Origin of the sequence: Streptomyces sp. NPDC057702, assembly GCF_042799315.1 — a bacterium.
Classification (GTDB): domain Bacteria; phylum Actinomycetota; class Actinomycetes; order Streptomycetales; family Streptomycetaceae; genus Streptomyces.
Genome location: NZ_JBHVJC010000015.1, coordinates 1 through 23,921, shown reverse-complemented (window position 1 = coordinate 23,921; position 23,921 = coordinate 1). Strand labels below are relative to the sequence as shown.

Here is a 23,921-nt window from a genome sequence, read left to right as displayed (position 1 = left end):
CTCGCTCCCGGGCGGCGTCTCGGGCGGCGTCCCGGTCAGTGTCAGCCGCCGCGCCCAGGAGTGCCGGAAGTCGACACCGGCGCGCCGGCAGGCGGTCAGCAGGGCGGTGGCGAGCAGGCGCGGGTCGATCTGGTGGTCGCCGGCCACCCATACGCCACCGCGTACGCCCGGCGCGAGCAGCGGCTCCAGGCGGCGGCACTCGCGCCCGGTCAGCCACCGCGCGTCCAGCCCGCAGCGCTGCTGGAGGGCGTGCAGGTCACGGAGTTGGGCGCGGTCGTCGCTGTCGAGCGCGACGGCCAGGGTGCCGCAGGCGCGGTAGCCGGTGGGCTGGCCGCTGGCCTCGGTGAGCTCGGTGACGAAGTCGGGGTAGCGGCGCGCCGAGGCCAGGTTCAGGTCGAGCAGCCTCTCCTCGCCGAAGTGCGTCTCGGTGACGGCGGCGAGCATGCCGGCCGCGACCCGGGCGGCCCCGCCACCGGGCGCCGGATCGGCCAGCACGGTACGCAACCCGCGCTGGGCCGCGCGCCACGCGGTCACCAGGCCGATGATCCCGCCGCCGACGACCAGCACGTCACAGCGCACGTCGGAGTCGATACCGGCGCGGGTGTCGGCGCCGCGCGGCGCGGCGACCGGCGCGGCCGGTTCCGCCGCGCCCCGACCTCCGGCGGTCAGCGCGCCGCCGGCGCCGGACGCTTCGACTCCCGTCGCGTCGCGGGCCTCCCCGGCCCCCGCCGACCCTGGCACGGCCCCGCACGTCCCGGCTCCCGCCGTCCCGTGCGCGGGGACGACCCTGGCCACGGCCGGGGCCCGGCCCGCGACGGCGGTGCGATCCGCGGCCCTCATGCCACCCCCCACGGCGCCGGCGCGCGCCCCGGGCCCCGCCGGACGGGCCCGGGTCCCGTACCCGTCCGCGCGGCGGCCCGCTCCGTGAACCGCCGCCCGCCGCGGCCGGACGCGTCCTCGCGCACGCTCGGCCGCTCGGTGTGGGGACGGTGGTGCGTGGTCCGGTGTGCGACGTGCGACAGGTGGTGCGTGGCCGGTCGCCCGGCGGACGGCCGGTGCGCGGGCGGTCGGCCGGTGCGCGGGTGGTGCCGTGTGGTGGGCCGCGCGGCGCACCGCCTCGGGCGCGGGCGTCGTCCGGTGGTGTGGGGGGTGTGGTGTGCGGGGGCGACCGTGGTGGCCCCGACTTCGGCAGACGCGTGCATGGGCGTCCAGCCCCTCCCTTCGCCGGAATGACCCGGATCAGGTTCGTACGGTCGGGGGCCGCCAGCCCCCCTCTCAGCCCGGTGCGTCCGGGCTCCCGCGAGTGGTGTGCACCCGCCACCCTAGTACGGCGGTGGCGGCCCCGGAACGGAGCGGTCTGTCAACCCGTGGCCGGGGCACCGATCGCGCGCCCGGCGCGTGGGCGGGTGGCGTCACGGCGTGTGACCTTGTGTCGGAGATCTCTCCGCACGGCGCTGCGGCCCGCGACACGCGTCGCCCTACAGTGATCGCGTGAGCGAGGACACCGAGGAGACGCGCAGCGGCGGCGAGGGCGACGGCGTGACCGGTGACCCGAGCGGCGACGACCGCAGGGTCGTGATCGTCGGGGCCGGGATGGCCGGGGTCCAGACCGCGGTCGCCCTGCGTGAGCAGGGCTGGACCGGCACCATCACCCTGCTCGGGGGCGAACCCCACCAGCCGTACGACCGGCCGCCGCTGTCCAAGGCGGTCCTGCTCGGCAAGGCCGAGGGCTCCGCCTTCGACGTGGACTTCGCCGCGCTCGGCATCGACCTGCGGCTGGGGAGCTGGGTGGCCGGGGTCGACCCGGACCGACGCCTGGTCCACACCGACGCCGGCACCGTCGCGTACGGCCACCTGGTCATCGCGACCGGCGCCGAACCCGTCGCCCTGCCCGGCGGCGAGGGCGTCCCCGGCGTACACCTGCTGCGCACCCTGGACGACGCGGTGCGGCTCCAGCCGGTGCTCGCGGCGCGGCACGACATCGTCGTGGTGGGAGCGGGCTGGATCGGCGCCGAGTTCGCGACCGCCGCCCGCGAGGCGGGCTGCGCGGTCACCGTCGTCGAGGCCGCCGACCGCCCGCTGGCGGGCGCGCTGCCGGCCGAGGTGGCCGCGCACATGGTCGGCTGGTACGCCGACAGCGGCGCCGTGCTGCGCACGGGGGCGCGGGTGGCGGCGGTGGAGCCCGGCTCCGTCGCGCTCGCCGACGGCACCCGGCTGCCGGCCGAGGCCGTGGTGGTGGGCATCGGCGCCCGGCCGGCGACGGGGTGGCTGGCGGGCTCGGGCATCGCCCTCGCGCCGGACGGCTCCGTCCTCGCCGACCAGGCCCTGCGCACCTCGGCCCCGGACGTGTACGCGGTCGGCGACTGCGTCTCGTTCCCTTCGGCCCGCTACGGCCAGCGGCTGCTCGTCCACCACTGGGACAACGCGCTCCAGGGGCCGCGCACGGTCGCGGCGCACATCGTCGGCGGCGAGGCCGCGCACTTCACGGGGCCGGTCTACGACCCGGTGCCGTACTTCTGGTCCGAGCAGTTCGGCCGGTTCGTGCAGTACGCGGGACACCACACGGACGCGGACACCCTGGTGTGGCGCGGCGACCCGACCAGCGCCGCCTGGAGTGTGTGCTGGCTGCGTGAGGGGGCGCTGCGCGCCCTGCTCGCGGTCGGCCGCCCGCGCGACCTCACCCAGGGCCGCAAGCTCATCGAACAGGGCGCCCACCTGGACCGGTCCCGCGCGGCCGACCCGTCGGTCCCCCTGAAGTCCGCCGTCCGCTGACGCCGGGGGCGGCCGGTCCCGCCGCGTGGCGGGTCCGGTCGGTCTGGCGGGTCCGGTCGGTCCGGCCGGTCTGGCGGGCCTGCGGGGTTCGCTCGGGCGGGGCCGGCGGGACGTGCCCGACGCCGTGGGGGACCTCCGGTGCGGTGTTCGGTGGCGTGTTACGGGACACGGGGCGGTGGCCCGGGGCGGTTCGTCGCGGGAGCGGTCGCGGCCGGCGACGGCGCCGCCAGATGGCCGTCCGTGTCGGCTTGTCACGCGAAACCGCTGGTCATAGCGGGTGGTGTGGGCGACGGCGGGGGAGTGGCGGGCCACCTCGGCTACCGAGTGTCAGTCCCAGATGGCAGGCTTGTCCCGTGACCGAGATTGACGCAAAGACCGAGGCCCTCGTCCCTGCCTGGCTCACCCTCCCCGACATCGCCGAACTGCTCGACGTCGAGGTGACCCGTGTGCGGCAGTTGGTCAAGGAGGGCCAGTTGATCGCGGTGCGCCGTGGCGAGAACCGGGCGCTCCAGGTGCCAGCCGAGTTCATCGGCGACGGCCGCGTCGTCAAGGGCCTCGTGGGCACCCTGACGCTGCTGCGGGACGACGGCTTCACCGACGAGGAAATGCTGGAGTGGCTCTTCACCGAGGACCCGACACTCCCCGGCACGCCGGCGCAGGCGCTCCGCGAGAACCGTGGCACGGAGGTGAAGCGCCGGGCGCAGGCGCTCGCGGTGTAGGGCCGGCGCGCCAGGCCGGGCGCCGACCGGGGCCGCCCGGCCCCGGCGCCCCGCCGCCCGCGCTCCCGCACAGCCCTTAGCAGAACGCAACCGTCCGGCGTACGGGCCGGGCCGGCCACCCGCGCCCGGCCCGTACGCCGCTGATCCGGGGGGACGCCCACCCATGGCCACCGCAGCCACCGACACCACCCGCACCACCGCCCCCGCGACCACCGAGGACGCGGCGGCCTTCGCCCGTCGGCGGCTCGCCGACGCCCGGCTCTACCTGTGCACCGACGCCCGCCAGCGCCAGGGCGACCTGCCGGAGTTCCTCGACGCGGTGCTCGCCGCGGGCGTGGACGTCGTGCAGCTGCGCGACAAGGGCATGGAAGCGGCCGAGGAGCTCGACCACCTGGCGGTCTTCGCCGAGGCGTGCCGCCGGCACGGCGCGCTGCTGGCCGTCAACGACCGTGCCGACGTGGCCTTCGCCACCCGCGCGGCCCGGCCGCCGGGCGCCCAGGTGCTGCATCTGGGCCAGGGTGACCTGCCGGTGTCGGCGGCCCGCGCGATCCTCGGTGACCAGGTGCTGATCGGCCGCTCGACCCATGCCGAGGCCGAGGCCAGGGCCGCGTCCGTGGAGCCCGGCGTCGACTACTACTGCACCGGACCCTGCTGGCCGACGCCGACCAAGCCCGGCCGACACGCCCCCGGACTGCCCCTGGTGCGGTACGCGGCGTCACTCGACTCCGACCGCCCGTGGTTCGCCATCGGCGGCATCGACACCGCCAACCTGGACCAGGTCCTGGACGCCGGAGCCCGTCGGGTCGTGGTGGTGCGCGCCATCACCGAGGCCGCCGACCCGGCCGGGGCGACGGCCGAGCTCGCCCGCCGCGTGCGGGAGCGCTCGGTGTAGCCGACAGCCGGCCGTCCGAGAAGACAGGGGCGAATCGGGCTAGCCGGGCATATCGCCACGCGGGGTTGGGGCCCCGGCAGCAGCTCGATAACCTGCTGGTATGGCCCTAGGCACAGCATCCACCCGGACCGATCGCGCCCGTACCGTGCGCGAACTCCTGGCATCCGGTGAACAGTCGTATTCGTTCGAGTTCGCGGCGCCCAAGACGGAGAAGGGTGAGCGGACGCTGTGGAACGCCATTCGGCGCATTGAGGCCGTCGCTCCGACCTTCGTGTCCGTGACGTACGGCGCGGGCGGCTCCTCGCGCGAGGGCACCGTCCGCGCGACGGAGCGCATCGCCACCGACACCACGCTCACCCCGGTCGCCCACCTCACGGCCGTGAACCACTCGCTGTCCGAGCTGCGCAACGTGATCGGCCAGTACGCCGACGCGGGCATCCGGAACATGCTCGCGGTCCGTGGCGACCCGCCCGGCGACCCGATGGGCGAGTGGGTGCGCCACCCGGAGGGCGTCTCGTACGCCGCCGAGCTCGTCGAGCTGATCAAGGAGTCCGGCGACTTCTGCGTCGGCGTCGCGGCCTTCCCGGAGATGCACCCGCGCTCGCACGACTGGGAGACCGACATCGGTCACTTCATCGACAAGTGCCGCGCGGGCGCCGACTTCGCGATCACCCAGATGTTCTTCTACCCGGACGACTACCTGCGGTTGCGGGATCGGGTCGCGGCGGCGGGTTGCTCCACGCCGATCATTCCGGAGATCATGCCGGTCACCAACGTCCGACAGATCGAGCGTTTCGCGCAGTTGAGCAACGCCGCGTTCCCGCCCGAACTCGCCTCGCGCATCCTGGCGGTCAAGGACGATCCGGCGGCTGTACGCTCAATCGGAATCGACTACGCCACCGAGCTGTGCGCGCGGTTGATGGCCGAAGAGATCCCCGGGCTGCACTTCATCACCCTGAATCACTCCACGGCCACGCTGGAGATCTACGAGAACCTGGGGCTGCACCAACGGCCCTGACGGCGAGGCCGGCCGCGTCGCGGCGGCCGGACGAGAGGGGCGTACATGGGCTGGGCGGTCCTCTACGGTGCGTTCGGCATCGTCGCGCTGTGGCTGCTCGCGGAGGTGCTGCTCCAGCACAAGGCCCGGTTGCGCTGGCGGCTGCTGGCCTTCGGCGGCTTCCTCGGCGTCGTGGTCGGCGTCGTCCTGCGGTCGGTGCCTCTGATCGGGGTCGGCGCGGCGGCCTTCGCGGTCGGCCAGACCTACGTCACGCTCTCCTTCCGACGCGGCTTCGCCACCGGCTGGTCGCTGCGCGGCCCGGCCGGTGGCGAGCGCGCCACCAGTGGCGGAACGGGGCGCCGACGCGGCGGCGCCCCGGCGGCCGAGCCCACGCTGCGGGTCTCCGACCTCCACGCCGAGCCGCAGTCCCCGCCGCCGCCCGCCGAACCCCCGGCCACGCCCACCTACCAGCCCGAGCCGCTGCCCGACGACACCGACGGCTACGGCATCTACCGCACCGACTCCGCCGACTCCCCGTTCGCCGCCGCGCCCGACGGCCCGCCCGCCAGCGGCCAGACCGGCGACCCCGGTGGGGCGGCCGGCTACGACGGGTACCCGGCCTACGTGGGCCCGGACGCCGACGGTGCCCAGCACGGCTATCCGACCGGTGACGGCCAGGGCGGCTACGACGCCTTCGGCTCCGATCCGTACGCCGGATACGCCGAGCAGCCCTACGGCGGCGCTCCCACGCCCCCGCCGGCCGACGACCCCTACGCGCACACCGGCCAACCGCTGGACGACTACGAACCGGGCCCGCTGGGCACCCCGCCCGCCTACGACCAGGGCGGCTACGGCCAGGACGCGCACGACCCCTACACCCAGCCGGCGCCCGCCCCGGGGGGCTACCCGCAGGACCCCTATCTCCAGGGTTCCTACGCGCCGGGCGGCTACGACCCGGCCGCGCCCTACCCCGAGCCCACGGGCTACGGAGCGGGACCCGAGGGCGGGTACGCCACCGGCTACGACCCGGGCCCGGGTGGTCTCGGCGAGGCAGGCTACGACCAGGGCGGCTACCCGGGAGAGGGATACGCCGTGCCCCCGCAGTACTCGCCGCACACGCCGGCGGACGGCGCGTGGGTGCCGCAGCAGCGCGACGGCGAGAGCCCGCCGCCCGCCCCGTCCGCCGGCCAGCCCGACCCGTACTACCCCGGGCACCACGACCCGGACGGCCAGTACCGCTACTGAGCCCGCGTGCCCGGTCGGGCTCGGGCGGCGCCGGCACGGGGCCGGACGTACCGAGCCCGACGCGGCCGGCCTGCCCCGTCCCGCTCGGCAGGCCCGAGACTCCTGGCCCGCTTGGCGGACCAGGGCGTACGGGTCCCGTCCGGGTGCGCGGCCGGCGGGGCCGTTACTGCGAGCCGCGCCAGTCGGCGCCATCGACGATCAGCCCGGCGACCATGGCGCCCGACATGCCGGCGTGCGCGAGGCCGCCGCCCGGATGTGACCAGCCACCCACCCGGTACAGCCCCGGCAGCGGCCCTGGGTTCGGAGCGGCCAGGAACCGGCCGTCGGCTCCCGCGAGCGCGGGGGCGGGCACGCCACCGGTGGCCACACCCGTGTCCCGGGCCGTGTCGTGTGGCGTGCGTGTCTCCCGCCACAGCAGCCGGTCGCGCAGCCCCGGCACCGCCGCCTGGGCCACGGTCACCAGCCGCTCCGCCGCCTGCTCGGCCAGCGCCGGGTCCGTCCAGTCCACCGCGCCGTGCGGGCGCGCGGCGGCGGTCACCGTGATCGCCTCATGCTCGGCGTCGGGCACCAGCTCCGGGTCGTCCGGGCGCAGCACCGTCACCGTCGGCCGCGCGGCCACCCCGCCGACCGCCGGGACCGACGTCCGGCGCCGCCCCGCGCGGCCGGGGAACAACTGCGCGTACTCCGCGTCCCGGTCGGCCGGATGCACCACCGTGCGGTGCGCGGTCTCCGCCGGTCGGGCGCCGCGCAACGCCAGCAGCACCGAGAACCGGCCGAGCGCGCCGCCCTCGCCGTCCACGGCGCCGTCAGCGCCGGCCGGCGCGGCGGCGGCGACCTCCGGCGGGAGCAGCCGGGCCAGCCGCCCCGGGCTCACCCCGGCGACCACCGCGTCCGCCTCGACCGTGGTGCCGTCGGCCAGCACGACGCCGGCCGCGCGACCGTCCCTGGTGAGTACGGCGCTGGCCTCCGCGCCGAAGAAGAACTCCACCCGGCGGGCCAGACAGCGCGCGTGCAACGCGTCGGCCAGCGCGCGCGTCCCGCCCCGCGCGTACCAGCTTCCGAAGGTCTGCTCCAGATAGGCGAGCACGCTCGCGCTGGCCGGCACCTGGCGCGGATCGAGGCCGTACGCCAGGGCGCGGCTCTCCAGGAGCGCGGCCAGCCGGGGGTCGGCCAGCTCGCGCCGGGCGACCCTGGCCAGCGGGGCCGGGCCGCGCTGGAACCAGCCGCGCCGCAACGCCGGATACGGGTCGCCGCCGAGCGCGGAGCGGTCCGCGGGCAACGGCTCCTCCAGCAGCGGGCGCCGGGTGGCGTCCCACACCTCGCGCGCGCGGTTGACCAGGTCGCTCCACCGCTCGCCGGCCCCGGCGCCGAACGCGCCGTCCAGCGCGTCGACCACGCCGGCCCGGGAGGCGTTGGGCAGCGCGACCCGCGTACCGTCCGCGAAGACGTGGGCGACGGCCGGGTCCACCTGGCGCAGCTCGACACACCGCTCCAGCGGCTCCTTGCCGGTCTTGACGAACAGGTCGCGGTAGACGGCGGGCAGGTGCAGCAACCCGGGGCCGGTGTCGAAGGCGAACCCGTCCCGTGTCAGGCGTCCCACACCACCGCCGTGCGTGGAGCCGCGCTCGTACACCGCCACCCGGTGGCCCGCGACGGCCAGCCTGGCGGCGGCTGCCATCGCGCCCATCCCGGCGCCGATCACCGCAATCCGTGCCATGCCAGCGACCCTATCCGCCCCCTGTGACAACGCCCCCGCCCGGCCCTGACCAGGGCGCCGCCGCTCACGACGTAGGTAGAGGTACTCAGTCACCCAGTTGAGTAGGCGCGCGGATGGGGCCCGACCCGTGCGGAAGGGAGAGTGAGGGCGCGGCAGGGGCGCTGGGTCACACCGCCGACACGGGGCGGCGGAGCGACGCGGCGAACCGGCCGAGACGGGGGGCGGGTTGGCTCGGGGGAGCCCGTGGAAAGGCAGCCGCCCGGGGCTGCGGGTACGGGGGAGTACCGGGGCACGGGGGAGTACGGGGGAGGCGCTGTTCTGGGGTCGGCCGGCAGCACCGGTCGACACCAGAACAGCGCTTTCGTACGTGTCGCGCCGGCGACCGGCGCCACCGGCGCGCGGTGGGCCCCGTCGCCCGCGTCAGCCGTCCCTGCCGTGCCCCCGCGTGCGCGCGCCCGGAGGCGTGCCCCCGCGCGTGGCTAGGCGCCCGAGGCCCTGGCGCCGCCCACCCGGCCCTGGACCAGCAGGGACAGCGCCGCGTGCACGTCCTCGATGGTGCGCTGCGGCTGGTACGACTTCCAGTCCAACGCCGCCACCAGCACCATCCCGAACAGGGCCGAGGCCGTCAGGGCGATGTCGATCTCCGTGCTCAGCTCGTCCCCGGCCACCCCCTCCCGCAGGACGGACTCGATCACGGCGAGCACCCCCGCGCGCCCCACCATCAGGGTCGACTGCCAGGCCCGGTTGGTGCGCCACAGCTCGGCCGCGTAGAGCTGGGTCAGCGCCGGGTACTGGTCGATGAAGGCCAGCCCGGAGCGGATCATGGCGTCGAGCGCGTCCACGCTGCCGCCCCCGCGCGCGCTCACCTCGTCGGCGGCCTCCTGCAACGCGTCCCGCAGCAACTCGATGCCGTGCCGCAACAGCTCCTCGAAGAGCACCGACTTGCTGGCGAAGTTGTAGTAGACGGTGCCCTTGGCCACCCCGGCCCGCTCGGCGATCTCCTCGACGGTGGTGGCGGAGAAGCCCTGTTCCGCGATGAGCGTGACGGCGGCCTCGAAGAGCTTGCGCCGCGTCGCCCCACGGCGCGTGTCGGCGGGTGGCCCCGTGGGTCGTTTCGGGGTGGGCGTGGCGCTGGTGTTCATGGCTCCGATTCTGCCCGCCGACGGGGGTGGTGGGCCCGGGCGGTTCACAGGGTGAGCTCCGGATGCAGCCGATCGATGGACCACACCTGCCGGCGCCGGGCCGTGATCGCGGTCAGGGCGAGCGCGCCGAGGGTGAAGGCGAGCAGCACCACGCTGCCCTGCCACACCGGCGCCAGGTCGCCGCCGGTGATCAGCCGGCGCAGCGCCTCGACGACGTAGCTCATCGGCAGCAACGGATGCAGGGCGTTGAAGAACGCCGGGCTCGTCTGCACCGGGTAGGTGCCACCCGCCGACGTCAGCTGCAACATCAGTACCGCGAGCACCAGGATCCGCCCGGCCGGGCCGAAGCGCGCGTTCAACCACTGCACGATCGCCGCGAAGCAGCAGGTGACCAGCGACAGGAAGGCCACGGTGCCGCCGGCCCGAGCCATCCGCAGACCGAGCCCCCAGTGCAACACGCCCATCAGGACCACCACCTGGAGCGCCCCGACCGCCGCGACGGGCAGCCACCCGGCCAGCGCGATCCGCACCGGCGAGGCCCCGGCGGCCAGCGCGCGCCGGTTCAGCGGCTGGATGAGCATGTACGCCACCATCGCGCCGACCCACAGCGACAGCGGGATGAAGTACGGCGCGAACCCGGTGCCGTAGTTGGGCGCCGCGTGCATCGACCGCGAGGCGAGCTGCACGGGATCGGCCATCACCTCCGTACGGGCGTCCCGCTCCTTCTTGTCGTAGTCGGGGATCTTCCCGGCGCCGTCGTGCAGGCCACCGGACAGCTTCCGCGAGCCGTCCACCAGCTTGAACAGGCCGCCGTTCAGGCTGCCCGCGCCGGTGTGCAGGTCGTCGACGCCCATGTGCAGGTTCGTCGCCCCGCTCTTGGCGCCTTTGAGCCCGCTGTGCAGGTCCCCGGCGCCGGTGGCGACCCGGTGCGCGCCGCCGTTGAGCGCGTTGATCTTGGTGACGGCGGCGTCGACGTCCTTGCTCAGGTTGGGGGCGTGCCGCGCCAGCCAGGCGGCCTTGTCGTGCACGTCGCCCAGGTCGCGGGCGAGCGTGTCCAGGCCCGTGGTGTTCTCCCGCACCAGCGCGTCCAGGTCGTGGGCCACGTCGGCGGCGCGCTCCGCGGCGTCCACGCCGTTCTTGAGGGAGGCGCACACGGAGCCCGGCACCGGAGCGGGCGTACCGGACTCCCGCTCGGGCGTGCCGGGCCGGGCGGCGGCGTCGGGGCGCGCGCTCGGCGCGGCCGGGGACGCGGCGCCGGTCGCCGGCGCGCCGGGGTTCACACCGGGGCTGGGCGCGTTGCCCGGTACGCCGCTGGCCTCGGGCCGTGCCGAGGGCCCGAGGGTCGCGCACTGCCGTCGGTGCTCGGCGGCCAGGTCGTCGGCGGCCGTGCGGGCCTCGCGGGCCGTGGTGGCGGTGGTCTCGGGGAGCGTGTCGAGGTTGTCGCCGACGCGCTGCGCGGTGGCCGCCACGAGCCGGGCGGCCTCGCCGATGTCCGCGCCGTGGTCCTTGAGAAAGGCGCGGGCCTGGGCGTTGTCGCGGTAGGCGCCGTTGACCTTGTCGGCGAGTTGCTGGGTGCCCTCGGCGACGTCGTCCGCGCCGCTCTTGAGGCGGCCCGCGCCGGAGTGCAGCTTCGTCACGCCGCCCTTGAGGGAGTCGCTGCCCTTCTCGGCCTTGTCCAGCCCCTTGTGGATCGCGTCGGCGCCGTCCTTCGCGTCGCCGATGGCCTCGCCGAGCCGGTCGGCGCCCTTGGCGGCCTCCGCCGTCCTGCCGTGGATGTCGGAGAAGCTCACGAAGATCTTGTCGTAGAAGCCGCGCGAGGCCTTGGCCGAGGCGGCGGCGCGCACCTCGGAGAAGACGCTGCGGGAGATTTGCCCCACGATGTAGTTGTTGGCGTCGTTGGTGCGCACCCTCAGCGCGCCGGCCTCCGGTGCGTCGCCCGAGCTGGACGCGATCCGCCCGCTGAAGTCGGCGGGCACGGTCAGTGACAGGTAGTACGTGCCGTCCTCCACGCCCGCGCGCGCCTTCTCGGCGCTGGTCTCGTGCCAGTCGAAGGTGGCGCTGTCCCGCAGGCCCTTGACGAGCTCGTCGCCGACGACCCGTCGCTGACCGTCCAGCGCGGCGCCCTTGTCGTCGTTCACGAGGGCGACCGGGATCTTGTCCAGCCGGTCGTACGGGTCCCAGAAGGACCACAGGTACAGCGCCCCGTACAGCAGGGGGAGCAGCATCATCGCGGCGAGCGCGGCGCGCGGCAGTCGGCCCCGGCCGAACCGCTTCAACTCAAGTGCGGCCAGCTTCGGCGATCGCATCGGACGCCCCCTTCTCGTGCTTGTCGTACGCGTGTGGCGGGTGCGTCCCGCGCTGTTCGTCGCCCCGTTCCGGGTCGGGGCCCGGGGCAGGGGGCGCGGCGGGTCCCGTGGCGCGGTCCGGGGTGGAGTCCGTGACGGGCGCGCCGGTCGGTGGGCCCCCGTCCCTCCCGCGCGCGTGGCGGCTGGTCGAGACCACGACGGCGTCCTCGGGTGGTTCGCCGCACACCGCGAGCACGGTCGTGCCGTCCACCGCGATCGCGCGCAGCATCGCCCACGCGTCGGCCCGGTCGGCCGGCGACAGCTTGAGGTCCGTGTCGTCGACGGCCAGCAACCGTGGGGCGTCGACGAGCGCGAGGGCGACCGACAGGCGCAGCGCCTCCAGGCGCTCCAGGTCACGCACGGCCGTACGCGGTCCCTTGGGCAGGGTCGCGGGGTCCAGGCCGGCGCGCGCCAGCGCGTCCGCGATGCGTGCGCGCGACTCGGCCGCACGCACGGAGCGCGGCCGGAGCAGGCCGCGCAACGAGCCGAACCGGCGCGCGAGAAGGGCGCGTTCACGCAGCTGCTCGGCGACGGTGAGCGAGGGTTCGAGGTCGGACACGCCGGGGACGGGGCCGAGCCCGGTGACGCGCCGTACGGCCGTCATCTGCTGAGGCAGGCGGTGCCCGGCCACCTCGGCCCACCCGGCGGCGACGCGCATCCGGCCGGTGAGCGCGAGCAGCAGGCAGGTACGGCCGGAGCCGGACGGGCCCGCGATCGCGATCAGCGCGCCGGGCTCCGCCGTCACGGTGACGTCGCGAAAGGCCCAGCCGCGTGGGCCGCGTACGCCCAGCCCCTCGGCCGTGACGGCGGCCCCGGACCGGGAGTGAGCCTCCTCGACGGAACGAGGGGAACGGAACACGGGACTCCTTTGGTCTGACTGGTCAGTCTAAAAAGTATGCACGGCGCGGACGCCCTCCCTCCACCCGGGTACGTCACCCGGCCCTGTCCACGCCGCCCTCGCCGCGAGGGCCCGACCGATCGGCTCGATGTGGTGGGTGCCGGAGCGTGCCGGTCGGTCATCGGGGGAGGTGACGCGTACGCCGAGGCGGGCGAGGCCGGTGACACCCGCGCGCCAGCCGGGCGCCAGCACGGCCTCCCGCCCCGCTGGTTCGGGTGTTTACGCAGGTCAGCGCCGATTGTCAGTGGTGTGCCCCACGATGGGCACATACGGCGGTCCCTTTACCACACGGAGGGCCGCCCGACGACGACAGGAGGTTCGTCATGGCCAGTACCGCCGCCGCACGACGGCACCGTGCCGCCGCTGCCCCCTCGTTGCCCGGCCCCGCGAGCGATGTCCATCCCGTCATCCGCCGTGCCACGGCTCCGCCCGCGGCCCTCGACCTGCTCACCCAGGCCCACCAGGGGCTGGAGGAGGCCGCCGCGCTGTCGGCGCCCAACGAGCGCTTCGCCACCGCCCACCTCGCGGCGCTGCGCACCGCCGCCGCCGTCCTCGCCGTCCACGCCCGCCCCGAGGTCGGCTCGCGGCGGCGGCAGCGCATCCGCAGCGCCTGGGAGCTGCTGCCGGAGGTCACGCCGGAACTGACCGAATGGAGCGCGCTGTTCGCCTCCGGCGCCACCCGCCGGGCGCGTGCCGAGGCGGGCATACGCGGCGCGGCCAGCGACCGCGACGCGGACGACCTGGTGCGTGACGCCGGCATGTTCCTGCGCATCGTGGAGCGCATGCTGGTGTTGCAACCCGTGCTGCCTCGACAGACCCCGCGCGAGGACGTGGCCGAGGGCTGAGCGCACCGCGCGACCGGACGCACCGCCGGAGGCAATAGGCTGGGGTTCTACGACGTCATCTTCTCGCCGACACCGCCGCAGGCCGTGTCGGCGCCGCGCCGAGGAGCCACCCGCTGTGTCAGATCCGTTGCGCCCCCGCGCATCCCTGCGTACCGCCGTGGTCTGGGATGTCCTCAAGGACGCCCTGGACCGCCGGGCCAAGGCCGAGCACCAGGGTGGCGCGGGTGCGCGCGAGACCCTGGACGTCCTGGACACCGGCGGCGGGACCGGCAACTTCGCCGTGCCCGTCGCCCGGCTCGGCCACCGCGTCACCGTCGTCGACCCCAGCCCCAACGCGCTCTTCGCGCTGGAGCGCCGGGCCGCCGAGGCGGACGTGGCCGACCGCGTGCGCGGTGTGCAGGGCGACGCGCACGGCCTGTTCGACGTGGTGGAGCGCGGCGGGTACGACGTCGTGCTCTGCCACGGCGTCCTGGAGTACGTGGACGACGCGGCCGAGGGCGTGCGCAACGCCGTCGCGGCGCTGCGGCCCGCGGGTGTCCTGAGCCTGCTCGCGGCCGGCCTCGGCGGCGCCGTGCTCGCCCGCGCCCTGGCCGGCCACTTCACCGAGGCCCGGCAGGCGCTCACCGACCCGGCGGGCCGCTGGGGCGAGGGCGACCCGGTGCCCCGGCGCTTCACGGCCGACCAGCTCTCCGAGCTGGTGACGGCGGCCGGGCTGCGCGTGGACGCGGTGCACGGCGTGCGGGTCTTCGCGGACCTGGTTCCCGGAGTCCTGGTGGACACCGAGCCCGGTGCCATGGACGCGCTGCTCCGGCTGGAGGCCGCGGCGGCGGAACTGCCCGCCTTCCACTCCGTCGCCACCCAGTTGCACGTACTGGCCGAGCGACCGTGACTGTTACCCCATCCGTCACTCGCGTGGGCTAGCGCGTGACAATGGCCCCCGGACCGGCGTGCAGTCGACCACAGGCCACCCGATCAGCCCGTTCCCCCCGTATGATCGAGAGCACACGGTCCGGCATGGCGGGTCGGTGGGTGGGGAATGGACGTCTCAGAGCTATCAGGCACCACTGCGGTACTGGTGGGTGAATTGGCGCAGAGGGGCGGGTTTCACGGGGGCGATTCCCTGCCTATCCTGGAAGGGTCGCACCCCGGTCGCCCCCCGCGACCGACGAGTAGGAGGACTCCGTGCCGCTCTCGGAGCACGAGCAGCGCATGCTCGAGCAGATGGAGCGAGCGCTGTACGCCGAAGATCCCAAGTTCGCGACAGCGCTTGAGGGTAGCGGCCTGCGCACGTACACCCGGCGACGGGTCTACCAGGCGGTCGCGGGTTTTCTGGCGGGCATCGCGCTCCTCATGGCTGGGATGGTCGCCCAGCAGATCTGGATCAGCGTCGTAGGGTTCCTCGTCATGCTGGGCTGCGCCGTGTTGGCCGTGACCGGCTGGCGCAAGGCACCCAAGCCGGGCGAGCAGGCGCAGACAGCGGGCGGTGGCGGGACGGCGGGGCCGCGCAGGTCAAGTCGTCAGCAGCGTCGTTCGGTGATGAACCGTATCGAGGAGCGGTGGCAGCGCCGCCGCGACGAGCAGGGCCACTAGGGAATCACCGCACTCCGGAAGCGCGACGGCGTGGGCGTCCTGGACGACGGAAGCCCCGCCGACGCATGGTCGACATCCAGATCACGACCCTGAGTCTCCCCCTGAACCACGTTCGTCAGTGAAGAGCTGTGGGTGAAACATCGCGTTCGGCGATGTCATCCCCCACAGCTCTTTTGTCTTTCCTGGGCCGCGCGACGCGGGACCGATCGCGACGCGCGACCACCTCCGCCCCGCCACGTGACCGCCCCCGACCCCGCCGCCCGCGTGGCGCGCGCGAGGGGAGGAAGCGCGGCACTGTCGTGCGGCTGACCGGTGTGGGGCGTGGTGCGCGGCGCGGACCGGTGCGACCGTAGTGCTGACGGGTCCCGGTTGGGGTGGTCGTGCTCCGGGCGGTGCCGGCCGGAGTCGCCGTGACCCGGACGGGCTGCTCCGGAACCGGTCGCGCCGCATCGAGGATGTCGCCCCTCGCCCCGTCCGCCCCCGCCCGGCCCGTGTCGCGCGTGATCGAGAGCGGTGCGCCGGCGGACGCTGTCGCCCTCGGGGGCGGGGGTGCCCGAGTGACTGGGAGCCCGCGACCGGGCCGCGGGGGTCAGGGCCAGGCGGGACCGGGCCAGACCAGGCGGGGCCGGGCCGGGCCGGCGGTCGGGCCCGCTGGACCGGTTGAGGGCCCCGCCCCGTGTCGGCGGGCGCGGCGTGACGCGTACCAGGGGGTGGTGCGGGCGCCCGCCGGTGGTGCGGGCGCCCGCGCGCGGGGCGGTGGCTCAGCTCCGCTGGCGGGTCGGCAGGCGCAGGCTGGTCAGCTTGCGCTGCCACGCGGAGGCGCGCCAGCGGTCGAGCAGCGCGGCCCGGTACTGGGCGGCCTCCGTGGCGACCCGCGCCGCCGAGCGCGGGAGGAGCAGGGCACGCAACCTCGCCGGCTTGGTGGCCGCCTCGCGCAGCCCGACCGCCACCTGGCGCACGTCCTCCGCCAGGCCCGTGACCGGGCGGGGCCGTGGCGCGTACCAGGTCTCCTCCACCGCCGCCGCCACCCGGTGCGCGGCCTCGGCCGGCACTCCGGTCAGCTGGCCCTGGGCAACGATCCGGGCCGCGGCCCCGCGCGGGGTCAGCGACTCGTCCGGCGCTATGCCGTAGTCCCACCCGGTGTCGAGCAGCTCCTCCCAGGCGGCCACCGTCCGCGCGGCGGCGGCCTCCGGGGTACGACCCGTCGAGGTGCCCAGCCGCCGCGACCGTATCCGCGTCCGCCACAGCAGGGGCAGCACCGGGATGATCGCCACCGCCAGCGCGCCCACGCCGATCAGGGTGATCCTGACCCAGGGAAGCCCGCTGCCCCTGTCGTCGTCGTCCGGTCCGCTGGGGGCGGGCCCACCGCACTCGCCCAGGCGCTTCATGTCGGCGGTGCAGCTCTCGGACGCCGACGGGCGGGGCGACGGCTCGTCCGAACGGGTCGGCTGCGGCAGCGGCTGGGTGGGGTCCTCGTCCGAGGGAGTGTCCTCGACGGTGTAGTCCGGCTCGCTGCCACGGCTGGGCGTGGGCTCGAAGCGCGTCCAGCCGACACCCTCGAAGTACAACTCGGGCCAGGCGTGCGCGTCCCGCAGGCCCACCGACATCGAACCGTCCGCCTGCGCGGTGCCCGGCGTGAAGCCGACCGCGACACGGGCGGGAATGCCGAGCGTCCTGGACATCGCCGCCATCGCGTACGAGAAGTGGACGCAGAACCCCTCGCGCTGCTGGAGGAAGCGGGCGATGGCCTGGTTGTCCTCGCCCGCGTCCACCTGGGTGTCGTAGCGGAAGCCGCCCTCAAGGGAGAACCAGTCCTGCAGCTTGACGGCCTGTTCGTAGGCGTTCCGGGCGCCCTGGGTGATCTCGGTCGCCTTCTCGGACACGATGCCCGGCAGCGAGTCGGGCACCTTGGTGTACTCGCGCAGCAGGCTCGGTGGCGGGGGCGGGGCCTGGGCGAGCTGGCCGGCGGTGGGCTCCACGGCCAGGCTGGACACCTCGTACCGGATGCCGCGCGCGTTCTGCCCCCGGTCGCCGACGACCGTGCGGCCCTCGGGCTCGAAGCGCCAGTTCCCGTCCAGCCGCAGCGCCGACGCCGGGTAGGGGAGCGGGAGCCACACCTGGGCATACACGTCAGCCGCGGTGATCGTCGTCTCGACCGGGGTCGTGCGGATGTCGGAGCTGAGCCCGGGCGCGGTCGGCAGGGGGTCCGGGATGTCCTGGACGCGGCGCTTGGACGGCTTCCAGCTGGAGCCGTTGAACTGGTCGAGGGCCACGACGCGCAGGTACATGTCGTTCGTCTTGGGGGCCGAGGTGCGGTAGCGCAGCACCTCCGTGTTCTCCGGCTGGTTGAGGTTGTCCTTCAGCGACACCACGGGGTTGATCGCCGCGATGGTGCCGCCCCTGCCGTCGCCTCCCGAGCCGTCGCCGGACCGGTGGTCGAGCAGGCCGCCGTCCAGGGACGGGAGCACGGCGGGCACGGCCAACGCGATGCCGAGCGCGAGCACACTGATCCTGCGGCCGGTGCGCACCGGTGACAGCGACGTCATGCCCGCGCTGTCCAGGCCCGAAGACGCGCGCCCCTGCCCACGCGGACCACCGCCACCGAAGACGCGGCCCCACTGGGAGAGCCGATCGCGGCCCTCGGCCAGCAGCAACACGAGGAAGCCCGCGCCGGCCGCCAGGAACCACAGCCAGTCGCTCCCGCCGTCGGACAGGCCCGCCGCGATGGAGAACAGCGCGAGCAGCGGCAGCCCGGCGGGGGCGGCGCTGCGGAACGTCACCGCGAGCGCGTCCACCACCAGACCGATCGCGAGCACGCCGCCGACCAGGAGCAACTCGATGCCCGTGGTGCTGGGCGCCGGTATGGCGTACCGCTCGACGTCATCGACGCCCGCGGACAGCAACCGGCCCAGCTCGCGGAAGACGCCGGGGCTCGGCAACACGCCCGCCACCGCCTGCTCACGGGCGAAGGACACGGTCAACAGCAGCAGCCCGGCCAGGGCCTGGGTCAGGATGGTCAGCGGGCGCGCCAGCGGGACGCGGCGCGCCAGCACCCCGACGCCGGACTGGAGCGTCAGCAGCGCCACCGCGAGCAGCAGCCAGCCGGAGGCGTCGACGAGCGGTAGCAGGGCGCAGCTCGCCGCCAGCGTGGCCACCGTCGCACACAGCGCCAGCCGTGCGCTTCCACTCATGCCCAGCCTCCGTTCGCCGCGCCGGGCGCCGCGATGCCGCCGTGGTGCGTCCGATACTGGTCCGCCTGCCGCCACAACTCGGGCAGCGGCATGCCCGGGGCGACCGGCAGGGCCGCCCAACCCGCGTCCCGCAACAGCCGCAGCCGCGCGTCCAACGGCTGGGGTCGTGCCCCCGCCGTCCCGCGCGCCCACGCGGCGCCGTCCAGGACGAACGCCACGGCCGCGCCACCGCGCTGGCGCATCCGGGCCACCAGCGTCGCCTGCTCCTCGTCCAGCTCGCCGAGGAAGGCGACGAGCAGCCCCTCGTTGCCACCGCGCAGGACGTCGTACGCGCGGGAGAGACCCGCGCCGTCCGAGTACTCCACCACCGAGAGCGTGTCGAGCAGCAGCCCGGCGGCGTCGGCCGAATCGTGCGAACTGGTGTGGCCGCCGCCGCTGTCCTGGCCGGGTACCGAACTGCCGGTGTCGGTGAGCAGGCGCACCGAGTAGCCGCGCTCCAGCAGGTGCGCCGCAGCCGAGGCGGCGCCCGAGACGGCCCACTCGAAGGGGGAGTCGGGGCCCGCGCCCTGGTACGCCAGCCGACGGGTGTCGAGCAGCACCGTGCAGCGGGCGCGCTGGGGCTGCTCCTCGCGGCGCACCATCAGCTCGCCGTGGCGCGCGGTGGAGCGCCAGTGCACCCGGCGCAGGTCGTCACCGTGTCGGTAGCCGCGCGGGATCACGTCGTCCTCGCCGGCCAGCGCCAGCGAGCGGTGCCGCCCGTCCCCGTACCCCGGTGCCTCGCCCGAGAGCCGGACGGGAGGCAGTGGCTCGACCCGTGGCACCACGGTCAGCGTGTCGTACCCGCTGAAGGCCCGGGTCAGCTCGCACATGCCGAACGGGTCGGTCAGTCGCAGTTGCAGCGGCCCCAGCGGATAGCGCCCGCGCAGGTCGGAACGCACCCGGTAGGAGACCTCGCGCCGGCCCCCCGTCTCCACCCGGTCCAGCACGAAGCGGGGCCGGGGGCCCAGCACGTACGGCACCCGGTCCTGGAGCATCAGCACGCCGGTGGGCAGGCGCGAGACGTTGTCGATCCGGAGCTGCACCCTGGCCTCCGAGCCCGCCGGCACCCGACCCGGGTCCAGCCGCCTGCTGCCCGCCACCCGGTACCGGGTGCGGTAGACCACGGCCACGCACACCAGTGGCAGCGCGACCAGGAGCAGCCCCACCCGCAACAGGTCGGCCTGCCCGAGCACGAAGCTGCACACCGCGGCGGCGCCGCCGGCGGCCAGGAAGGACCTGCCGCGCGTGGTCAGTCCGGCGAGCGCCGCGCGCGCACCCCCGAGGCCGGGGTCGTGGTCCACCGGCGTCCCCCCGGCCGACATCACGCCCTCCGGGCGCCCGGAGGCTGCTGGCCGTACGGCGAGGGCACCGGCGTGCGGTGCAGGATCTCGCCGATGATCTGCTCCGAGGTGCGGCGGTTGAGCTGGGCCTGTGCCGTGGGCAGCAGGCGGTGCGCGAGGACGGAGGTGGCCAGTGCCTGCACGTCGTCCGGCAGTACGTACTCCCGGCCGCCGAGCGCGGCTGCCGCCTTCGCGGCGCGCACCAGGTGCAGTGTGGCCCGTGGCGAGGCGCCCAGGCGCAGCTCGGGGTGGCGGCGGGTGGCGCCGACGATCTCGACGACGTAGCGCCGCACGGGCTCGGCGACGTGCACCGCACGCACCGCCTCGACCAGCTTGACGATGTCGTCCGCGTGCGCGACCGGCCGCATGTCGTCCAGCGGGGAGACGCCGCCGTGCACGTCGAGCATCTGGAGCTCGGCCTCCGGGTGCGGGTAGCCGATCGAGACGCGGGCCATGAAGCGGTCGCGCTGCGCCTCGGGCAGCGGATACGTGCCCTCCATCTCGACCGGGTTCTGCGTGGCCACCACCATGAAGGGGCTGGGCAGCTCGTGCGTCTCGCCGTCCGCGGTGACCTGGCGCTCCTCCATGGACTCCAGGAGGGCTGACTGGGTCTTGGGGGAGGCGCGGTTGATCTCGTCGCCGATCACGATCTGCGCGAAGATCGCGCCCGGCTTGAACTCGAACTCCTTGCGCTGCTGGTCGTAGACACTCACCCCGGTGATGTCCGACGGCAGCAGGTCGGGCGTGAACTGAATTCGGCGCACCGAGCAGTCGATGGAACGCGCCAGGGCCTTGGCGAGCATCGTCTTGCCCACCCCCGGCACGTCCTCGATCAACAGATGCCCCTCGGCGAGCAGCACGGTCAGCGAAAGCCGCACGACCTCGGGCTTGCCCTCGATCACTTCCTCCACCGACCTGCGGACTCGATCCGCTGTGGCGGTCAGATCGCTGAGGCTCGCTCGCTCGTCATAGGTCGTCACCCGGCCCTCCTCGGCCCGTTCCCCAAACCGCGTCCCCATCGTGGACCCGGCCCACCCCAAACACCGACACCAGAGCCCCGCGACGGCGAGGGGTGGTGCCACCTAGGCATTCTTGCCGCCCTTGCCGTTGCCCGTCACTCGCCTGTGGATAACCCGGGGCGAAATGTCGGAGCTGGGGGAGTTGCGGCGGATTCGGCGCCGCTCCGTGGTGTGGTCAGCCACGTCCGCGGCGCCAGTCTGGCGCATGGCCGGACCGCCCCGGCCGTCGGGCGCGCGGCCCGCCATGATCGCAGGTCGCTCGCGCGGCCCGACGGCCGGGTGGCGCGGCACTCAGGCGCGGGGAGCGATCTCGCGCAGCAGCCCGGTGGTCACGTCGAAGACGAAGCCGCGTACGTCGTCGGTGTGGAGCAGGAACGGCGAGGTGCGCACCCGCTGCATCGACTGCCGCACGTCCGCGTCCAGGTCGCGGAAGGCCTCCACCGCCCACGCGGGACGCTGACCGACCTCCTCCTCGATCTCGTGCCGGAAGTCCTCGGTCAGGCTGAGCAGACCGCAGCCGGTGTGGTGGATCAGGACCACGCTGCGGGTGCCGAGCGCCCGCTGGCTGATCGTCAGGGAGCGGATGATGTCGTCGGTCACGACGCCGCCCGCGTTGCGGATGGTGTGGCAGTCGCCCAGTTCGAGACCGAGCGCGGCGTGCAGGTCGAGCCGGGCGTCCATGCAGGCGACGACCGCGACCTGGCGCACCGGGCGGGCGTCCATACCGGGATCGCTGAACGTGGCGGCGTACCGCGTGTTGGCCGCGACGAGGGAGTCGGTCACCGTTCCCACGGCGGCGGAGTCATGGTCAGGGGAGGAGGGCAGGGGCGAAGGTGCGGAGGTCGACATGGCACGACCGTAACGGCCGGCGACCCGAAACGCCGCGAGAGGGTCGGGTAAAGGCGATCAACCCGGCTCCGTGTGAGGTAACCCACAGGGGGTGGTTGGCTGCGCCGTACGGGTGAATCCGATGGTGAAGAACGCGTAGGAGACGCGCTGGCCAGTTGGTTGACCGAGGGGACGAGTGGACTAAAGTGACGCGAAGTGGGAGACGTGGCGCTCCCCTTGAATCGACAAATCTCCCGCGCGTGTGCGGCGTACGCGTGCCACTCGGCCTCCTCCCGCTCCCGGCCGCCTGACGTCACTTCCCCGGCGCCAGTAGGCCGCTTCCCCTTCAGCGAGCGGGTGGGGACCCGGCGGCACGCGGCCCGCTCACCCTCCCTGGAAGGGCGCATGAGCAGCAACGCTCTCCACGTTCCCGTGATGCTCCAGCGCTGTCTGGACCTGCTCGCTCCGGCGCTCGCCGAGCCTGGGGCGGTGGTGGTGGACTGCACGCTGGGGCTCGGTGGACACAGCGAGGCGCTGTTGGCGGCCTTTCCCGCCGCCCGGCTCGTCGCGCTCGACCGCGACCCGGCCGCGCTCAGGCTCTCCGCCGAACGCCTGGCTCCCTACGGCGAACGCGCCACCCTGGTACACGCGGTCTACGACGAGCTGCCCGAGGTCCTGGACCGGCTGGGGATCCGGCGCGTCCAGGGCGTCCTGTTCGACCTCGGCGTGTCCTCCATGCAGTTGGACGAGGCCGACCGCGGCTTCGCCTACGCCCAGGACGCGCCCCTGGACATGCGGATGGACCAGAGCACCGGGATCAGCGCCGCCGAGGTGCTCAACACCTACCCGCCGGGCGATCTGGTGCGGGTGTTGCGGACGTACGGCGAGGAGAAGTTCGCGCGCAAGATCGTGGACGCGATCGTGCGGGAACGCGAGAAGGAGCCCTTCGGACACAGCGCCCGCCTGGTCGAGCTGATCCGCGACGCGCTGCCGCAGGCCGCCAAGCGCACCGGCGGCAACCCCGCCAAGCGCACGTTCCAGGCCCTGCGCATTGAGGTCAACGGCGAGCTGCGGAGCGTCGAGCGCGCCATCCCGGCCGCCGTGTCCCGCCTGACCGTCGGCGGCCGGATCGCCGTACTCGCCTACCACTCCCTTGAGGACAGGCTGGTCAAGCAGGTCTTCGCGGCCGGAGCCGCGAACACCGCGCCACCGGGGCTGCCCGTCGTCCCCGAGCGCTACCAGCCGCGCCTGCGCCTGCTCACGCGCGGGGCCGAGCTGCCCACCGAGGAGGAGGTCGCCGAGAACCGGCGCGCCGCCCCGGCCCGGTTGCGGGGTGCGCAGCGCATCCGCGAGGAGGTCCGGTGAGCGGCCCGCGACAGCGCACCGGCGACGGCCGGGTGAACCGGCTGGTGCGGCTGCGGCCTGCGGGTGGGGGCCCGGCCCGGCGCGCCCCGTTCGTCCTGCTGGTCGTCGTCCTGCTGGGCTCCGGGCTGATCACCCTGTTGCTGCTGAACTCCTCGCTCAACCAGGGCTCCTTCGAACTGAGCCGACTGGAGCGCCAGACCAACGACCTGACGGACGAGCAGCAGGCGCTCCAGCAGGAGGTGGACGAGCTCGCGCAGCCGCACACCCTCCAGCGGCGCGCCCGCGAGCTGGGCCTGGTACCGGGCGGCGGACCGGTGTTCCTCAACCCCGACGGCACCGTACGCGGCGTGCCCGCGCCGGTGACCACCGAGCCGACGACGCGCGGCGCGCCCACGGCCACGCCCCCGCCCGCGCTGCGACCCACCAGCCCATCTCCCGTGGCGCCGCCCGCCGCTCCGTCCGGCGGCGCCGGCGCCGCCGCGACACCGGTCCCACCGGGCGCCGAGGCGACGCCCTCCGCGACGTCCGGGCCCTCGACCCCCGACCCGGCCCCGGGCACCACGCCGAGCGCCGGGCAGCCGGCCGTGCCCCCCACCCCGCCCGCGCCCACCGGCCAGCCCCCGGCGCCCGACGCCGACACGCCAGCGAACCCCACCCCGACCTCCGGCAGGTGACGTCGTGCCGCACTTCCCCGACGGAGGCCGAGGATGACCGGCCGGGAACCCCAGGACCCCCGCGAGCCGGGTGACCGGCGCGATCGCCGTGACCCCGACGGCGCCCGGCCCCCGCGCCAGCCCCGGGACGGTGAGGCGCTACGCGGCGCGCGCGAGTGGGAGGAGCGCCGCGCCGCGCGCGAGGCGCGCCGGGAGCGGGGCGAGGGCTCACGGGCCGCGCGCCCGCCGCGCCGCGACCCGGGCCAGCGCCCGGAGCGTCCCCTGCCACGCGGGGGAGCGACCCCGGGCGGGCCGGCCGGCGCA

Annotated in this window: 18 protein-coding genes, 2 pseudogenes and 1 riboswitch; of the genes and pseudogenes, 11 read left to right on the top strand and 9 right to left on the bottom strand. The window is 75.0% G+C overall.

Going from position 1 to position 23,921, the window contains the following annotated elements; all coding sequences use genetic code 11:
- Positions 1-30 precede the first annotated feature (30 nt).
- Positions 31-591, bottom strand: a pseudogene (locus tag ACFVFR_RS13560) (FAD-dependent oxidoreductase); the annotation flags it as partial.
- 608 nt (positions 592-1,199) lie between these two features.
- Positions 1,200-1,311: riboswitch (TPP riboswitch) on the bottom strand.
- 180 nt (positions 1,312-1,491) lie between these two features.
- Between ACFVFR_RS13560 and ACFVFR_RS13555 the strand changes: the two are divergent.
- The 5 genes from ACFVFR_RS13555 (at position 1,492) to ACFVFR_RS13535 (ending at position 6,625) form a co-directional block, all read left to right on the top strand.
- Positions 1,492-2,772 carry an NAD(P)/FAD-dependent oxidoreductase gene (locus ACFVFR_RS13555; protein ID WP_383700759.1) on the top strand — a complete coding sequence of 427 codons (1,281 nt, stop codon included), beginning with the start codon at positions 1,492-1,494 and terminating at the stop codon, positions 2,770-2,772.
- A 353-nt stretch (positions 2,773-3,125) separates the two neighbouring features.
- Positions 3,126-3,491 carry an Rv2175c family DNA-binding protein gene (locus ACFVFR_RS13550; RefSeq protein WP_383700757.1) on the top strand — a complete coding sequence of 122 codons (366 nt, stop codon included), beginning with the start codon at positions 3,126-3,128 and terminating at the stop codon, positions 3,489-3,491.
- 163 nt (positions 3,492-3,654) lie between these two features.
- Complete coding sequence (gene thiE, locus ACFVFR_RS13545; RefSeq protein ID WP_383700754.1) at positions 3,655-4,383, top strand: thiamine phosphate synthase; 729 nt, start codon at positions 3,655-3,657, stop codon at positions 4,381-4,383.
- Positions 4,384-4,483: 100 nt separating this feature from the next.
- A complete protein-coding gene (gene metF / locus ACFVFR_RS13540) occupies positions 4,484-5,401 on the top strand; it encodes a methylenetetrahydrofolate reductase [NAD(P)H] (RefSeq protein ID WP_383700752.1) in 918 nt (305 codons plus the stop codon).
- A gap of 45 nt (positions 5,402-5,446) precedes the next feature.
- A complete protein-coding gene (locus ACFVFR_RS13535; protein ID WP_383700750.1) occupies positions 5,447-6,625 on the top strand; it encodes a hypothetical protein in 1,179 nt (392 codons plus the stop codon).
- Between the two features lie 163 nt (positions 6,626-6,788).
- On the opposite strand, the gene ACFVFR_RS13530 is transcribed toward ACFVFR_RS13535, so the two are convergent.
- From ACFVFR_RS13530 to ACFVFR_RS13515, 4 genes are all read right to left on the bottom strand, one after another.
- Positions 6,789-8,342, bottom strand: coding sequence for a phytoene desaturase family protein (locus ACFVFR_RS13530; protein ID WP_383700748.1), 1,554 nt, complete (start codon positions 8,340-8,342; stop codon positions 6,789-6,791).
- Between the two features lie 479 nt (positions 8,343-8,821).
- Positions 8,822-9,484 carry a TetR/AcrR family transcriptional regulator gene (locus ACFVFR_RS13525; protein WP_383700746.1) on the bottom strand — a complete coding sequence of 221 codons (663 nt, stop codon included), beginning with the start codon at positions 9,482-9,484 and terminating at the stop codon, positions 8,822-8,824.
- A gap of 44 nt (positions 9,485-9,528) precedes the next feature.
- Positions 9,529-11,790, bottom strand: coding sequence for a YhgE/Pip family protein (locus ACFVFR_RS13520; RefSeq protein ID WP_383700744.1), 2,262 nt, complete (start codon positions 11,788-11,790; stop codon positions 9,529-9,531).
- Positions 11,762-12,688, bottom strand: a complete 927-nt coding sequence (locus ACFVFR_RS13515; RefSeq protein ID WP_383700742.1) for an ATP-binding cassette domain-containing protein — start codon at positions 12,686-12,688, stop codon at positions 11,762-11,764. The genes ACFVFR_RS13520 and ACFVFR_RS13515 overlap by 29 nt, the downstream gene beginning before the upstream one ends.
- A gap of 362 nt (positions 12,689-13,050) precedes the next feature.
- Between ACFVFR_RS13515 and ACFVFR_RS13510 the strand changes: the two genes are divergently transcribed.
- The 3 genes from ACFVFR_RS13510 to ACFVFR_RS13500 all read left to right on the top strand — a co-directional run bounded on the left by ACFVFR_RS13510 (position 13,051) and on the right by ACFVFR_RS13500 (position 15,162).
- Positions 13,051-13,572, top strand: coding sequence for an SAV_6107 family HEPN domain-containing protein (locus ACFVFR_RS13510; RefSeq protein WP_383700740.1), 522 nt, complete (start codon positions 13,051-13,053; stop codon positions 13,570-13,572).
- Between the two features lie 115 nt (positions 13,573-13,687).
- Complete coding sequence (locus ACFVFR_RS13505; protein ID WP_383700738.1) at positions 13,688-14,461, top strand: class I SAM-dependent methyltransferase; 774 nt, start codon at positions 13,688-13,690, stop codon at positions 14,459-14,461.
- 293 nt (positions 14,462-14,754) lie between these two features.
- A complete protein-coding gene (locus ACFVFR_RS13500; RefSeq protein WP_383700736.1) occupies positions 14,755-15,162 on the top strand; it encodes a DUF3040 domain-containing protein in 408 nt (135 codons plus the stop codon).
- A 761-nt stretch (positions 15,163-15,923) separates the two neighbouring features.
- Here ACFVFR_RS13500 and ACFVFR_RS13495 read toward each other — a convergent pair.
- From ACFVFR_RS13495 to ACFVFR_RS13480, 4 genes are all read right to left on the bottom strand, one after another.
- A complete protein-coding gene (locus tag ACFVFR_RS13495; protein ID WP_383700734.1) occupies positions 15,924-18,353 on the bottom strand; it encodes a transglutaminaseTgpA domain-containing protein in 2,430 nt (809 codons plus the stop codon).
- On the bottom strand, positions 18,350-19,714 hold the full coding sequence (locus ACFVFR_RS13490) for a DUF58 domain-containing protein (protein WP_383700732.1): 1,365 nt from the start codon (positions 19,712-19,714) through the stop codon (positions 18,350-18,352). Before ACFVFR_RS13490 ends, ACFVFR_RS13495 begins: the two co-directional genes overlap by 4 nt.
- Positions 19,714-20,712 (bottom strand): AAA family ATPase, encoded by a 999-nt coding sequence (locus tag ACFVFR_RS13485; RefSeq protein ID WP_383700729.1) that lies wholly within the window; start codon positions 20,710-20,712, stop codon positions 19,714-19,716. The genes ACFVFR_RS13490 and ACFVFR_RS13485 overlap by 1 nt, the downstream gene beginning before the upstream one ends.
- A gap of 330 nt (positions 20,713-21,042) precedes the next feature.
- Positions 21,043-21,600 carry a beta-class carbonic anhydrase gene (locus tag ACFVFR_RS13480; protein WP_383700727.1) on the bottom strand — a complete coding sequence of 186 codons (558 nt, stop codon included), beginning with the start codon at positions 21,598-21,600 and terminating at the stop codon, positions 21,043-21,045.
- Positions 21,601-21,984: 384 nt separating this feature from the next.
- On the opposite strand from ACFVFR_RS13480, the gene rsmH reads away from it, so the two are divergent.
- The 3 genes and pseudogenes from rsmH to ACFVFR_RS13465 form a co-directional block, all read left to right on the top strand.
- Complete coding sequence (rsmH, locus tag ACFVFR_RS13475) at positions 21,985-22,944, top strand: 16S rRNA (cytosine(1402)-N(4))-methyltransferase RsmH (RefSeq protein ID WP_383700726.1); 960 nt, start codon at positions 21,985-21,987, stop codon at positions 22,942-22,944.
- Positions 22,941-23,618 carry a septum formation initiator gene (locus ACFVFR_RS13470; protein ID WP_383700724.1) on the top strand — a complete coding sequence of 226 codons (678 nt, stop codon included), beginning with the start codon at positions 22,941-22,943 and terminating at the stop codon, positions 23,616-23,618. Before rsmH ends, ACFVFR_RS13470 begins: the two co-directional genes overlap by 4 nt.
- Positions 23,619-23,651: 33 nt before the next feature.
- Positions 23,652-23,921 (top strand): annotated as a pseudogene (locus ACFVFR_RS13465) (hypothetical protein); the annotation flags it as partial.

Coding starts and splice junctions, on each gene's coding strand:
- thiE (WP_383700754.1), top strand. CDS start 3,655: ATGGCCACCGCAGCCACCGACACCACCCGCACCACCGCCCCCGCGACC.
- metF (WP_383700752.1), top strand. CDS start 4,484: ATGGCCCTAGGCACAGCATCCACCCGGACCGATCGCGCCCGTACCGTG.
- ACFVFR_RS13535 (WP_383700750.1), top strand. CDS start 5,447: ATGGGCTGGGCGGTCCTCTACGGTGCGTTCGGCATCGTCGCGCTGTGG.
- ACFVFR_RS13530 (WP_383700748.1), bottom strand. CDS start 8,342: ATGGCACGGATTGCGGTGATCGGCGCCGGGATGGGCGCGATGGCAGCC.
- ACFVFR_RS13525 (WP_383700746.1), bottom strand. CDS start 9,484: ATGAACACCAGCGCCACGCCCACCCCGAAACGACCCACGGGGCCACCC.
- ACFVFR_RS13520 (WP_383700744.1), bottom strand. CDS start 11,790: ATGCGATCGCCGAAGCTGGCCGCACTTGAGTTGAAGCGGTTCGGCCGG.
- ACFVFR_RS13510 (WP_383700740.1), top strand. CDS start 13,051: ATGGCCAGTACCGCCGCCGCACGACGGCACCGTGCCGCCGCTGCCCCC.
- ACFVFR_RS13495 (WP_383700734.1), bottom strand. CDS start 18,353: ATGAGTGGAAGCGCACGGCTGGCGCTGTGTGCGACGGTGGCCACGCTG.
- ACFVFR_RS13490 (WP_383700732.1), bottom strand. CDS start 19,714: ATGTCGGCCGGGGGGACGCCGGTGGACCACGACCCCGGCCTCGGGGGT.
- ACFVFR_RS13480 (WP_383700727.1), bottom strand. CDS start 21,600: ATGTCGACCTCCGCACCTTCGCCCCTGCCCTCCTCCCCTGACCATGAC.
- rsmH (WP_383700726.1), top strand. CDS start 21,985: ATGAGCAGCAACGCTCTCCACGTTCCCGTGATGCTCCAGCGCTGTCTG.